This window comes from Photobacterium sp. HL06 (assembly GCF_059552575.1).
In genome coordinates, this window is record NZ_CM183914.1 from 3,577,039 (window position 1) to 3,591,041 (window position 14,003).

Sequence of the window (14,003 nt, forward strand, 5' to 3'; positions counted from 1 at the left end):
TAACTATGAGCATACCCGTTGGACAACCGATCATTGAAGGCAAGAACCTGATCAAGGACTTCCAGGTCAGCAGCAACTCGCTGAAGAAACCCATGATGCGCGCTATCAACGACGTATCATTCAAAATGTACAAAAGCCGCGGTTTGGCCGTGGTAGGCGAATCCGGTTCAGGGAAATCAACCACCGCAAAAATGATCGCCAAAATGTACCCCCCGACAGGCGGGAATATCGAATACTACGGCCGTGATATTGCTGATATCAGAAAGAAAAAAGACCTAATGACCTATCGTCAGGGGGTCCAGATGGTATGGCAGGATCCGTTTGGTTCACTGAACCCGACCCATACGATTTTCCACCACATTGCCCGTCCTTTGCTGATCCACAACAAAGTGGCCAAGGGCAACAAGAAAGAGCTTGAAGAAAAGGTATACAGCCTACTGGAACAGGTCGGCCTGATCCCCCCCAAGGAGACAGCAGCCAAGTTCCCCCACCAGCTATCCGGAGGCCAGCGCCAGCGTGTCAACCTGGCCCGCAACATTGCCGTCGGTGCCGAGGTTGTCCTGGCAGACGAGCCTACATCAATGCTTGATGTTTCTATTCGTGCCGGGGTGCTCAACCTAATGGAAGAGATGAAGTTCGAGCGCGAAATGGCCTTGCTGTATATCACCCACGACATCGCTACGGCCCGCTATATTGCCGAAGATCTGGCCGTGATGTATGTCGGCCACATGGTGGAATGGGGTGATACCGAGGAGATCATCCATGATCCCCAGCACCCTTATACCCAGCTACTGGTCTCAGCCGTGCCGGATCCTAGCAAGTCGATCCACGAGAAACTCAAGGGCAACAAAGGCGAGATCCCGCTCTGGACACCAGACAGCCTTGGCTGCCCATTTGCTGGCCGCTGCAGCCACGCGACAAACAAATGCCGTGAGCAGCTTCCGGCTGTAACCCAGCTGTCAGATAACCATTTCGTGCGCTGTTACCTGTACGAAAACTAATTGGAGGATAAATGCAGCTGTTAACGAACCACCTTGGGTATGAGCGTTTTGGTGCCAAGCAGGCCATCCTATTAGCAGAGCCAGAGCTGCCGGTTACCAGCGCAGAGGTTATTCGCTGCCATGATGCCCACCCCATGATGCAGCTGCCTCTCAAGGCCTGTGGTCCGGTTGCGCAATGGCATATTGGCAATACCTATTCGGTTGATTTCACTGCACTCACAGAGTGCGGTGAATTCCGTATCCGTATTGGTGATACCTTATCTTCGCCGTTTGCTGTGGCCGAGGGGCTATTAATGCAACGCACTTTCAGTGATGTTCTGCACTATTTCAAATCGCAACGGTGCGGCGGGATTTTTGAGCACGCCGATCAACACGTGCCGATCATTGGTAGCAGTGAAACTGTTGATGTACGGGGTGGCTGGTATGACGCCTCCGGTGATGTCAGTAAGTATCTCTCCCACCTGTCATACAGTAACTACCTCAACCCCCAGCAGACCCCTATGGTGGTCTGGAACATGCTCAAAGCCTTTGAAATCCTGGAAGATGAAGAGAGCATCACAGGCTTTACCCGTATCCGGCTGATGGAAGAAGCGGTGCACGGCGCAGACTTTTTGCTGCGGATGCAACATTCGCAGGGTTATTTTTATATAACGGTGTTCGACACCTGGAGCAAATCTACGGGGCAACGCGAGATTTGTTCGTATTCCACCCAGGGCGGTATCAAATCTGATGATTATCAGGCCGCGTTTCGTCAGGGCGGCGGCGTTTCGATTGCGGCCCTGGCAGCCGCGGCTCGCCAGCTAAAAGCAGAAACGGCAACCCTGCTGGGGCTAGATATTGACAGCAAAAGCGACGCCTACCTGCAAGCGGCAGAAAAAGGCTACTGGCACCTAGTCGATATGAACACCCAGTACCTCAATGACGGTACGGAAAATATTATTGACGAATACTGTGCGTTACTGGCGGCTGTAGAGCTTTTCCGGGCAACACACAGCAATCGCTATCTAGAAGAAGCCAGAAGCTGGGCAGGGCGCCTGGCTTCCCGGCAAATGTCTGATCATAGCCAACAGAATTTCTGGTCAGCCAACAAGAATGGTAGCCGACCTTACTATCATGCCTGTGAGGCTGGCCTACCGGCTATCAGCTTAATGCAATATGTTGCCATAGAAGCGGATCAAAAGCGGCAGCAAGAACTAACCCGAGTACTTACCAATGCCCTACAGTTCGAGCTCAGTATCACCCAAGAGGTCAACAACCCGTTTGGTTATCCGCGCCAGTATGTCAAACCCACAGATGACGAAAAGTTCAGCGCCTTCTTCGTCCCCCACAACAATGAGAGCGGCTATTGGTGGCAAGGTGAAAATGCCCGCTTGGCGTCTCTTGCAACCATGGCTTACCTGGCCCAAGAGCATGGCCTCGAGGCTTCACTCAAAGCCGAGCTGAAAAGCTATGCGCAGAAGCTAACCGATTGGCTACTGGGATTAAACCCCTTTGATATCTCGATGCTGGACGGGCATGGCCGAAATAACCCGGACTACCTCCCCGGTCTCGGCTTTGCCAATGCCAAAGGCGGGGTATGCAACGGTATTACTTCCGGCTTTGATAATGAGCAAGATATCGCCTTCAATCCCATTCCGTACAACGATGACATATTGCAAAACTGGCGCTGGGGCGAGCAGTGGATCCCTCATGGCGGTTGGTATTTGCTCGCGATAACGGCACAGTTTAAGGAGCGACACTTTGGCTAGAACAATCAAATATTTTGTCGGTGTTGATGGGGGCGGTACATCCTGCCGGGCCCGGATCTGCAATGTCGATGGCCATTGCCTGGGCGAGGCCAAAACAGGCAGCGCCAATATCTTGCTGGGTGGCAATGTTGCCATGGCATCCATTCAGGATGCCATTGCCACGGCGGCAGCCCAGGCACAGCTAACAGATACGGATTACGGCCACATGTCAGTCGGGTTGGCCTTGGCAGGTGCCGAGCAAAAGCAAGCCTGGTACGACTTCATGGCCCTCCCCCACCCCTATGCCGCCATCACCTTAAATACCGATGCCTATGGCGCATGCCTGGGCGCGTGGCAGGGTGAAGAAGGTGCCATTTTAATTGCCGGGACAGGATCATGCGGGATCTTGCTAAAAGACAATCACCAGCAGGTTATTGGCGGGCGAGAATTTCCAATCTCAGATCAGGGGGGCGGTGCCGTGATGGGACTTCGCCTGATCCAACAGGTACTGCTCAGTGTCGATGATATCGTGCCCCATACCCCATTGGCCCAGCATGTAATGAACCACTTCAACCACGATGTCGATGCCATCGTCAGCTGGTCTAAGACTGCCCGGCCTTGTGATTATGGCCAGTTCTCGCCGGCAATTTTTTCCCATGCCGCAGATGGAGACAGCCTAGCCGTTGACCTGCTAAAACAAACTGCAGACGACGTAGAAATGTTGCTCTCGGCCTTAATCAAACGGGGGGCAGAAAAGATTTGCCTGATGGGCAGTATCGGCGAACATATCCAGCCCTGGCTGGCACCTCCGCATAGAGCCCGGCTTGCCCTTCCTCAGGGGGATGCTATGGATGGCGCAATCACAATGGCGAAAGGTTGTCACAACCTTTACCCGCTTTAAGGGGTGATTATGAGCTACCGTCTCGATTTGACCGTAATCAGCAAAAGCGAACAACAATCACGCTTTGCCCTGACCTTGCACAACCTCAGTGATCAGGCGCTGGAAAAATGGTCGTTGCATTTCACGATTGGCCGCTGGATCCAGGCAGAGACGCTGTCTAATGGTCAGCTCAAACAACTGGGCAGCTACTGCACCCTTACACAAGGCAACTCAACGTCATTAAACCCAAACGCCCATTTCTACACCGAGTTCACCATTAACACCAAGCCTTTCACCCTATACGATGAAGGGATCCAGGAAGCCTTTTTGAACACATCACCAGACGGCTGCTTCATCAACCCCATACCGGTAAAAGTGACGACGATAAACCTCGATCAGCCTGCTACTGAGCAGCCGCTTGCGATGCTGTTGCCTGAAGCGAAATCAATAAACCTGATCCCGATGCCGGAATCACTCACCCGGCTACCAGGGGAATTTAAGTTAACCTCACATACGGCGATCACTCCCCCCACGGATAAAGCCTGCGGCAGTGCACGCTGGCTCCGGGCTGAGCTAAGCCGCCTGTTGCATGAAGATATTCCGCTCAACCAGGAGGGTAATATCAGCTATCAGCTCCATGAAGGCCTTGCTGATGGTGCCTATTGCATGTTGGTTGAACATAATCATATCTGGCTTCAGGCCAGCTCAGAATCAGGCTTTGTTCATGCAACCGCGACACTGCTGCAACTGATCCCGGCAAAACCAACCCACCAGGTACAGGCGGCATACACCATTCCGATGGTTGAGATCCAAGATCAGCCTAATTATCAATATCGGGGCATGATGCTCGACTGTGCCCGGCATTTTCATCCGGTGAAACGGCTAAAATACCTGCTCGATCACCTGGCCCGCTATAAATTCAACACCTTTCACTGGCACCTGACTGACGACGAAGGCTGGCGTATCGAGATCGACGCTTACCCAGAACTCACCCGGATAGGAGCCTGGCGCGGGCCGAACGAAGTTATACAGCCCCAATTTACAACCATCAGCCGACGTTATGGCGGCTACTACAGCAAACAAGAGGTGCGTGAGCTGATTGCCTACGCCAGCGACCGCGGCATTACAATCATTCCAGAGATTGATATCCCCGGCCACTGCCGAGCCGCAATAAAGTCACTGCCCGATTTGCTGGTTGACCCAGATGATCGTTCGCAATATCGCAGCATCCAGGGCTATCCGGACAACATCCTGTCCCCGGCACTAAAAGGCACCTATACCTTTATATCCAATGTATTAGATGAAATTTGCGAGCTGTTTCCTGCCCCCTACGTCCACATTGGAGGCGATGAGGTACCAAAAGGAGCATGGACTGACAGCCAAGCCTGCCAGACATTGATGGAACAACATGGCTATCAGGATCCTTCCGAACTACAAGGGCACTTATTGCATTTTGCCGAGGAGATATTGCAAGCCAAAGGCAAGCGGATGATGGGCTGGGAAGAGGCAACCGAAGGCAACAAAATCAGCAAAGATACCCTGATCTTTTCATGGCAAAACGAAGAGGCTGGCTTGGCCTGCGCCAGAGAAGGCTATGACGTCATCATGCAGCCAGCACAATATACCTACCTTGACATGGCACAGGGATACTCGGCCGATGAGCCCGGTACGGACTGGGCCTGCAAGCTTCCCCTTGATTCGGTCTATAGCTACAAGCCCTTGTCATCGCTGGAGGATGACGATCCGGCGCACCAGCATATTCTGGGTATCCAAGCCGCGCTGTGGTGTGAACAGGTCAACAGCCAGAGTCGTTTCGAATACATGATTTACCCGCGCTTACTGGCCGTCGCCGAATTGTGCTGGACCAAGCCAGAAAAAAGAAGCTGGAAAGACTTTAAGGCCCGCCTGAGCGGCCAACTTAAGTACCTAGATAAAGCCGGCATTAATTACCGTCGCTGTGAATAAGCACTCACAACAAGTAAAAAATATTTAAAAGGATTGAAGATAATGAAATACGGTTACTTTGATAACGACAACAGAGAGTATGTGATCACTCGCCCTGATGTCCCGGCGCCTTGGACCAACTATCTGGGTACAGAGAAATTCTGTACGGTTATTTCACATAATGCGGGTGGTTACTCATTTTACAACTCACCGGAGTATAATCGCGTAACGAAATTCCGGCCAAATTCATCCTTTGATCGCCCTGGCCACTATGCGTATCTTCGCGATGATGAAACGGGTGATTACTGGTCAATCTCATGGCAACCAGTAGCCAAAAGCCTTGATGAAGCCCGTTATGAAGTCCGTCACGGCCTTTCTTATTCTAAATTCAAATGTGAATACAACGGCATTAATGCATCAAAAACCTTATTCGTACCTAAAGGCGAAGATGCTGAGGTATGGGATGTTGTCATCAAAAATGATAGTGACAAGCCACGTACGATCAGTGCATTCTCCTTTGTTGAGTTCTCATTCAGCCACATTGAATCTGATAACCAAAACCATCAGATGAGTTTGTACTCCGCAGGTACATCTTATGAAAAAGGGGTGATTGAATACGACCTTTTCTACAATACCAATGAATTTGAAGGCTTCTACTACCTAGCCTCAACGTTTGAACCTGATAGCTATGATGGTCAGCGTGATTCATTCCTTGGTCTCTACCGAGATGAATCGAATCCTATTGCGGTTGAACAAGGTCAATGCTCAAATTCAGCGCAAACCTGTTATAACCATTGTGGCTCTCTGCACAAGCAATTTGTTATTCAGCCAGGGGAAGAAGTTCGCTTCGTTTACATTCTTGGCTTAGGTAAAGGTAATGGCGCGAGACTGCGTGAGAAATATCAAGATCACGCAAATGTCGATGCAGCTTTTACTGATATCAAAGCACACTGGGATGAGCGCTGTGCCAAATTCCAGGTGAAATCACCTAACGAAGGTTTAGATACCATGCTAAACACATGGACACTTTACCAAGCTGAAACGTGTGTTGTATGGTCTCGTTTTGCTTCCTTTATCGAAGTCGGCGGTCGTACCGGTCTTGGCTATCGCGATACCGCACAAGACGCAATGGCAGTCCCTCACAGTAATCCAGAAATGACCAGAAAACGTCTTGTTGATCTATTACGTGGCCAAGTAAAAGCAGGCTATGGTCTTCACCTCTTCGATCCGGACTGGTTTGATCCAGAAAAAGCCGACGTTGAACCCTCTAAATCACCCACGGTTGTGCCAACCCCGAGTGACGAAGATAAGATCCACGGTATCGAAGACACCTGCTCTGATGACCACTTATGGATCGTTCCAACGATTTGTCGCTATGTCATGGAAACGGGTGAGACCAGCTTCTTTGACGAAGTCATTCCTTTCGCTGATGGCGGTGAAGCAACTGTTTATGAGCATATGAAAGCTGCCCTTGATTTTACAGCGGAACATGTTGGTCGTACTGGTATCGCAAAAGGCTTACGTGCTGACTGGAATGACTGCTTAAACCTAGGTGGTGGCGAGTCTTCAATGGTTGCTTTCCTGCATTTCTGGGCTATCACTGAATTCATTGAGCTCGCTAAATTTCTAGGCAAAGAAGAAGATGTTGCACGCTACCAAGACATGGCAGGCGGAGTGAAGCATGCTTGTGAAACTCACCTATGGGACGAAGACGGCGGTTGGTACATTCGTGGTATTACTAAGAATGGCGACAAAGTAGGTACTAACGTACAAACCGAAGGTAAAGTTCACCTAGAATCTAACACTTGGGCTGTGGTTTCTGGAGCGGTAACTCAAGAGCGTGGTGAGAAAGCCATGAACGCTGTCGATGAGTACCTTTACTCTGATTTTGGCTTGCACCTAAACGCCCCATCGTTTGCGACACCGAATGATGATATTGGTTTTGTCACCCGTGTATACCAAGGCGTTAAAGAGAATGGCGCTATTTTCTCTCACCCGAATCCATGGGCATGGGTCGCTGAAGCGAAGCTAGGTCGTGGTGACCAGGCGATGAAATTCTACGATGCACTGAACCCATACAACCAAAACGACATGATTGAAACACGCGTCACAGAACCTTATTCGTACGTGCAGTTCATCATGGGCCGCGATCACCAAGATCACGGTCGTGCTAACCATCCATGGCTAACTGGCACATCTGGCTGGGCTTACATTGCGACCACTAACTACATTCTAGGCGTACGTTTAAGCTTTGATGGCTTGATTGTGGACCCATGTATTCCAAAAACATGGCCTGGCTTTGAGGTGACTCGTCAGTGGCGTGGAGCTACGTTCAATATCACAGTCGAAAACCCGGCCAACGTAAGCAAAGGAGTTGCTTCGATTACACTAAATGGTGAAATCATTACTGGCGCAATTCCAGCACAAGCGGAAGGCTCGGAGAATACAGTTACTGTGGTAATGGGTTAATACTTTTTTAGGGGAGACTTTCTCCCCTTATTTTGAGATTGAGAGAAATAGGAGTTCCACATGATCAAGTTTGGAACAGGCGGCTGGCGTGCCCTTATCGGTGAAGAATTCACCAAAGCCAACGTACAATTGGTAGCACAGGCTGTGGCCAATATCATGATTACAGAAAAGGTAACCGGTAACGGCTTTGTGATCGGTTACGACCGTCGCTTCTTATCCGACAAGGCCGCAGAATGGTTTTCAGAAGTACTGGCCGGCAATGGTATTCAGGTCAGCTTTATTGATAAGTACGTACCAACCCCAATCGTAATGTTTAAATCAAAACAAATCGGTGCCACTTATTCGGCGTGTATTACCGCATCCCACAACCCTGCAGACTACAACGGTATTAAGGTCTTTATTGAAGGCGGTCGTGATGCTGATGAAGTGATCACCCAAAAGATCGAGGCGCAAATAGCCAATCTTTCAGAGGCCGATATCCAGCAGGTTGAATTTGACAGTGCGCTGAATGACAAGCTAATACAGCTTATCAATCCGATGAACGAGTTTGTGGATTCAATCATCGACTTTATCGACGTAGAAGCCATCAAGCAAGCCAACTTACGCGTGCTGATCGACCCTATGTTCGGCGTCGCTAAAAATGCGTTGCAGACGGTATTGATCTCTGGCCGCTGTGATGTTGACGTGATCAACGATAGCCAAAACCCGGCCTTTGGTGGCCTAATGCCATCCCCAAATGCTGCCACCCTCTACCGCCTGAAGCACATGGTTGCTCATGAGGGCTATGATATTGGCATTGGTACCGATGGTGATGCTGACCGTCTAGGCATTATCGATGAGAAAGGTAACTTTATTCACCCAAATGAAGTACTGCTATTGCTCTACTACTACATGCTTGAGTACAAAGGTTGGAAAGGCTCCGTGGTTCGCAACATCGCCACCACCCACCTGCTTGATAAAGTGGCTGTAGCATACAAGGAGAAGTGCTTCGAGGTCCCCGTCGGCTTCAAGCATATCAGCTCGCAAATGGAAGCTGACGATTCCCTGATCGGCGGCGAAAGTTCTGGCGGCCTAACGATTCGTGGCCATATCAAAGGTAAGGATGGGGTCTTCGCATCCAGCCTGCTAGTTGAGATGATCAGTACCACAGGCAAAAAGCTGTCAGAAATGCTTGATGAGATCTACAGCAAGTATGGCTATGCCTACACCGCAGAAGGCGATTGCACTTTCAAGGCCTCCGAACGCCAACGCCTCTTTGATAAAATTTATGTTGAGAAAGAGTTACCTGCTTTCAACTATGAGATCGAGAAAGTTAGCTACGCCGACGGCGCCAAAGTTTATTTCAAAAATGGTGGCTGGGCACTGGCTCGGTTCTCGGGTACAGAACCTTTACTGCGCCTGTTTGCTGAAATGGAAAACCAAGAGCAGGCCGAGGCAATCATCCAGCAATTGAAGGATTTCTTGCAGCTATAGCAACCTTTCGGCCTTTCTTACCAGCCATACTCACTGCCGACATGCTGGTGTGAAATAGGAAATGTTGAGTTCATTGGTAACAAGCGGCATAGCTGTTATATTTCGCAAACCTATGGTTTCAGGTTTTCGCGGCAAGGGTAGCCAAGCTACCCTTTTTTCTTATTCTCTTGCAGCACACCCTTCTAGCCGGATACTGTCCCACTCCAACATAGCTTCATCACCCTTGGTATAAAGGTAGGTATTCCCCTCTAAATCTCGATACTGCGCCCCCGAAGCAGACCGCCGCCGATCTAACTCTCTTGTGTTATTCAAATAATGGACTATGGCTGACTCGGCTGTCGGATAGGTCAGGGTAAAATATTGCCCGGCCTGGCAATCATAAGTGATCTCAGCCGGAAAGTAGCTTTGGTCAGTCGTGCACGCAGTAAGTAAACCGATACTTACTGTCAAATATATCTTTCTCATCATGATATCCCTCGTCGGGTTTACTCATTGATAAGTCTAGCAATAAGAGCATAAATCAGAATGCAAAGGTGTACTAGAAGCGAGAAGTGTATGTCTATAACCTTTCAAAAAGTCAGGCTATCTCTAGTCTGAGATACCTTTAACGGAGTTCTGTTTTTTTTGAGCCATCGACAGCTAGCCATACTAAAAAGTATGAAAAACAGACTCAAACCTCTTACGGGGCACACATAGGGGACGACTAGTCGAGGCTTCTTAATAAGTGGCGGAACTGCGGGGACGCTCAGTCTGAGGTCGCAGACGACCGGGACTCATTTGCCCTTCGGGCAAACTTAAACCTACAGATGTAAAAAAGCCCAAGTCTTTCGTCGGGGACGCCTAGTCTTGGGCTTAATATAAGTGGCGGAGCGGCGGGGACGCCCAGTCCGGGCTTGCGTTCAAGCGGGACTCGAACCCGCGACCCCCGGCGTGACAGGCCGCTGCTTTCAAGGTAAATAGGCTAACCAACTGAACTACCACTCTTGTACTGACATACAAAAAATCCCCAGCATTTCTGCTAGGGACTTAATGATTGGCGGAGTGGACGGGACTCGAACCCGCGACCCCCGGCGTGACAGGCCGGTATTCTAACCAACTGAACTACCACTCCGCACTAAATTTAAAGCCTGGCGATGTCCTACTCTCACATGGGGAGACCCCACACTACCATCGGCGCTATTACGTTTCACTACTGAGTTCGGCATGGGATCAGGTGGGTCCATAATGCTATGGTCGCCAAGCAAATTCTGTTTTATCTACCGCCAAAAGGCGATAAATAGCAATCTGGGAAAGTTAACTAGCTGTTCTCAGCACCATTCAAGTGCTTCGTGGAGTCCATACCTACATGGATGTAGGCAATACTGATAATCGTCTTGGTCCGGCATTCCGGGAACGATTTCAGTGAAAAACCCCTTGGGTGTTGTATGGTTAAGCCTCACGGGCAATTAGTACAGGTTAGCTCAATGCCTCGCAGCACTTACACACCCTGCCTATCTACGTCGTAGTCTCCAACAACCCTTTAGGATACTTATAGTATCAGGGATGACTCATCTCAGGGCTCGCTTCGCGCTTAGATGCTTTCAGCGCTTATCGATTCCGAACTTAGCTACCGGGCAATGCCACTGGCGTGACAACCCGAACACCAGAGGTTCGTCCACTCCGGTCCTCTCGTACTAGGAGCAGCCCCCTTCAATCATCCAACGCCCACGGCAGATAGGGACCGAACTGTCTCACGACGTTCTAAACCCAGCTCGCGTACCACTTTAAATGGCGAACAGCCATACCCTTGGGACCGACTTCAGCCCCAGGATGTGATGAGCCGACATCGAGGTGCCAAACACCGCCGTCGATATGAACTCTTGGGCGGTATCAGCCTGTTATCCCCGGAGTACCTTTTATCCGTTGAGCGATGGCCCTTCCATTCAGAACCACCGGATCACTATGACCTGCTTTCGCACCTGCTCGAATTGTCATTCTCGCAGTCAAGCGGGCTTATGCCATTGCACTAACCTCACGATGTCCGACCGTGATTAGCCCACCTTCGTGCTCCTCCGTTACTCTTTGGGAGGAGACCGCCCCAGTCAAACTACCCACCAGGCACTGTCCGCACCCCCGATAAGGGGGCGACGTTAGAACATCAACACTACAAGGGTGGTATTTCAAGGACGGCTCCACCATATCTAGCGACATGGTTTCAAAGCCTCCCACCTATCCTACACATGTAGGGTCAATGTTCAGTGCCAAGCTGTAGTAAAGGTTCACGGGGTCTTTCCGTCTAGCCGCGGGTACACAGCATCTTCACTGCGATTTCAATTTCACTGAGTCTCGGGTGGAGACAGCGTGGCCATCATTACGCCATTCGTGCAGGTCGGAACTTACCCGACAAGGAATTTCGCTACCTTAGGACCGTTATAGTTACGGCCGCCGTTTACCGGGGCTTCGATCAAGAGCTTCGACCGAAGTCTAACCCCATCAATTAACCTTCCGGCACCGGGCAGGCGTCACACCGTATACGTCATCTTTCGATTTTGCACAGTGCTGTGTTTTTAATAAACAGTTGCAGCCACCTGGTATCTGCGACTCCCAGTAGCTCCATCCGCAAGGGACTTCACCGCCAGGAGCGTACCTTCTCCCGAAGTTACGGTACCATTTTGCCTAGTTCCTTCACCCGAGTTCTCTCAAGCGCCTTGGTATTCTCTACCTGATCACCTGTGTCGGTTTGGGGTACGATTGCTTACAACCTATCGCTTAGAGGCTTTTCCCGGAAGCATGGCATCAATGACTTCACCGCCGTAGCGGCTCGACATCGGGTCTCAGCCTTAAGTATTCCCGGATTTACCTAAGAATACAGCCTACACCCTTGAACCAGGACAACCGTCGCCTGGCCCACCTAGCCTTCTCCGTCCCCCCATCGCAGTTATAAGCAGTACAGGAATATTAACCTGTTTCCCATCGACTACGCCTTTCGGCCTCGCCTTAGGGGTCGACTTACCCTGCCCCGATTAACGTTGGACAGGAACCCTTGATCTTCCGGCGAGGGAGTTTTTCACTCCCTTTATCGTTACTCATGTCAGCATTCGCACTTCTGATACCTCCAGCAAACCTTACGATTCACCTTCAACGGCTTACAGAACGCTCCCCTACCCAATGCAGTAAACTGCATTGCCGCAGCTTCGGTGTATAGCTTAGCCCCGTTAAATCTTCCGCGCAGGCCGACTCGACCAGTGAGCTATTACGCTTTCTTTAAATGATGGCTGCTTCTAAGCCAACATCCTGGCTGTCTGAGCCTTCCCACATCGTTTCCCACTTAGCTATAACTTTGGGACCTTAGCTGGCGGTCTGGGTTGTTTCCCTCTCCACGACGGACGTTAGCACCCGCCGTGTGTCTCCCGGATAGTACTTACTGGTATTCGGAGTTTGCAAAGGGTTGGTAAGTCGGGATGACCCCCTAGCCTTAACAGTGCTCTACCCCCAGTAGTATTCGTCCGAGGCGCTACCTAAATAGCTTTCGGGGAGAACCAGCTATCTCCAGGTTTGATTGGCCTTTCACCCCTAGCCACAAGTCATCCGCTAATTTTTCAACATTAGTCGGTTCGGTCCTCCAGTAAGTGTTACCTCACCTTCAACCTGCCCATGGCTAGATCACCTGGTTTCGGGTCTAATCCTAGCAACTTATGCGCCCAGTTAAGACTCGGTTTCCCTACGGCTCCCCTATACGGTTAACCTTGCTACTAAAATTAAGTCGCTGACCCATTATACAAAAGGTACGCAGTCACACCACGAAGGTGCTCCTACTGCTTGTACGTACACGGTTTCAGGTTCTATTTCACTCCCCTCACAGGGGTTCTTTTCGCCTTTCCCTCACGGTACTGGTTCACTATCGGTCAGTCAGGAGTATTTAGCCTTGGAGGATGGTCCCCCCATGTTCAGACAGGATATCACGTGTCCCGTCCTACTCGATTTCACTAAAAGCGCGCTGTCGGCTACGGGGCTATCACCCTTTACTGCTGTGCTTTCCAGCACATTCGCCTAACATGCAACTAGCTTAAGGGCTAATCCGGTTTCGCTCGCCGCTACTGCCGGAATCTCGGTTGATTTCTATTCCTCGGGGTACTTAGATGTTTCAGTTCCCCCGGTTCGCCTCGCTACGCTATGTATTCACGTAGCGATACTGGCTTATGCCAGTGGGTTTCCCCATTCGGAAATCCCAGTCTCAAGTGGCTTTTACTGCCTAAACTGGGCTTATCGCAAGTTAATACGTCCTTCATCGCCTCTGACTGCCAAGGCATCCACCGTGTACGCTTAGTCACTTAACCATACAACCCCAAGAGGTTTCGTATGGTCAACAACCAAGGTTTGTGTGTCTGATAAGGACACAATTGGTTTTTCGCCGGACTCTACACAAGACACTTGAATGTGTTTGCTTGAGAACTCGTTCTTCATAAAGAAGAACATTTTTAATTCAACCTAATGGTTGAATTTACTAGTCAGCTTTCCAGATTGTTAAAG

At 50.3% G+C, this 14,003-nt stretch carries 7 protein-coding genes, 1 tRNA gene and 2 rRNA genes; 6 read left to right on the forward strand and 4 right to left on the reverse strand.

The genetic code is table 11. From position 1 onward, the window contains the following. The first annotated feature begins 5 nt into the window (after positions 1–5). The 6 genes from AC51G0_RS16125 to AC51G0_RS16150 are packed head-to-tail and all read left to right on the forward strand — an operon-like array spanning position 6 to position 9,494. Positions 6–1,001 carry an ABC transporter ATP-binding protein gene (locus AC51G0_RS16125; protein WP_496299737.1) on the forward strand — a complete coding sequence of 332 codons (996 nt, stop codon included), beginning with the start codon at positions 6–8 and terminating at the stop codon, positions 999–1,001. 11 nt (positions 1,002–1,012) lie between these two features. Continuing rightward, the gene (locus AC51G0_RS16130) at positions 1,013–2,749 is read left to right on the forward strand and encodes a glycoside hydrolase family 9 protein (protein WP_496299738.1); all 1,737 of its coding nucleotides are present in this window, start codon (positions 1,013–1,015) and stop codon (positions 2,747–2,749) included. A gap of 4 nt (positions 2,750–2,753) precedes the next feature. Beyond that, entirely contained in the window at positions 2,754–3,629 is an 876-nt protein-coding gene (locus tag AC51G0_RS16135; RefSeq protein WP_496301982.1) for a glucosamine kinase nucleotide-binding domain-containing protein, read from the forward strand. Positions 3,630–3,638: 9 nt separating this feature from the next. After that, positions 3,639–5,573: a beta-N-acetylhexosaminidase gene (locus AC51G0_RS16140; RefSeq protein WP_496299740.1), complete on the forward strand. Its 1,935-nt coding sequence runs from the start codon at positions 3,639–3,641 to the stop codon at positions 5,571–5,573. 42 nt (positions 5,574–5,615) lie between these two features. Beyond that, entirely contained in the window at positions 5,616–8,021 is a 2,406-nt protein-coding gene (locus AC51G0_RS16145) for a glycoside hydrolase family 94 protein (protein ID WP_496299742.1), read from the forward strand. A gap of 60 nt (positions 8,022–8,081) precedes the next feature. Beyond that, positions 8,082–9,494, forward strand: coding sequence for a phosphoglucomutase/phosphomannomutase family protein (locus tag AC51G0_RS16150; RefSeq protein WP_496299744.1), 1,413 nt, complete (start codon positions 8,082–8,084; stop codon positions 9,492–9,494). Between the two features lie 159 nt (positions 9,495–9,653). Here AC51G0_RS16150 and AC51G0_RS16155 read toward each other — a convergent pair whose 3' ends face one another. The 4 genes from AC51G0_RS16155 to AC51G0_RS16170 all read right to left on the reverse strand — a co-directional run bounded on the left by AC51G0_RS16155 (position 9,654) and on the right by AC51G0_RS16170 (position 13,810). Beyond that, a complete protein-coding gene (locus AC51G0_RS16155) occupies positions 9,654–9,962 on the reverse strand; it encodes an MliC family protein (protein WP_496299746.1) in 309 nt (102 codons plus the stop codon). A 566-nt stretch (positions 9,963–10,528) separates the two neighbouring features. Next, positions 10,529–10,605 (reverse strand) — tRNA-Asp (locus AC51G0_RS16160). A gap of 14 nt (positions 10,606–10,619) precedes the next feature. Further along, positions 10,620–10,735: ribosomal RNA gene (rrf, locus tag AC51G0_RS16165) — 5S ribosomal RNA — on the reverse strand. Positions 10,736–10,918: 183 nt separating this feature from the next. Then, a 23S ribosomal RNA gene (locus AC51G0_RS16170) occupies positions 10,919–13,810 on the reverse strand. Positions 13,811–14,003 lie beyond the last annotated feature (193 nt).

What these genes read in the sequence shown, in the direction of transcription:
- AC51G0_RS16145 (WP_496299742.1), top strand. Translation starts at nt 5,616, where the DNA reads ATGAAATACGGTTACTTTGATAACGACAACAGAGAGTATGTGATCACT.
- AC51G0_RS16125 (WP_496299737.1), top strand. Translation starts at nt 6, where the DNA reads ATGAGCATACCCGTTGGACAACCGATCATTGAAGGCAAGAACCTGATC.
- AC51G0_RS16150 (WP_496299744.1), top strand. Translation starts at nt 8,082, where the DNA reads ATGATCAAGTTTGGAACAGGCGGCTGGCGTGCCCTTATCGGTGAAGAA.
- AC51G0_RS16140 (WP_496299740.1), top strand. Translation starts at nt 3,639, where the DNA reads ATGAGCTACCGTCTCGATTTGACCGTAATCAGCAAAAGCGAACAACAA.
- AC51G0_RS16130 (WP_496299738.1), top strand. Translation starts at nt 1,013, where the DNA reads ATGCAGCTGTTAACGAACCACCTTGGGTATGAGCGTTTTGGTGCCAAG.
- AC51G0_RS16155 (WP_496299746.1), bottom strand. Translation starts at nt 9,962, where the DNA reads ATGATGAGAAAGATATATTTGACAGTAAGTATCGGTTTACTTACTGCG.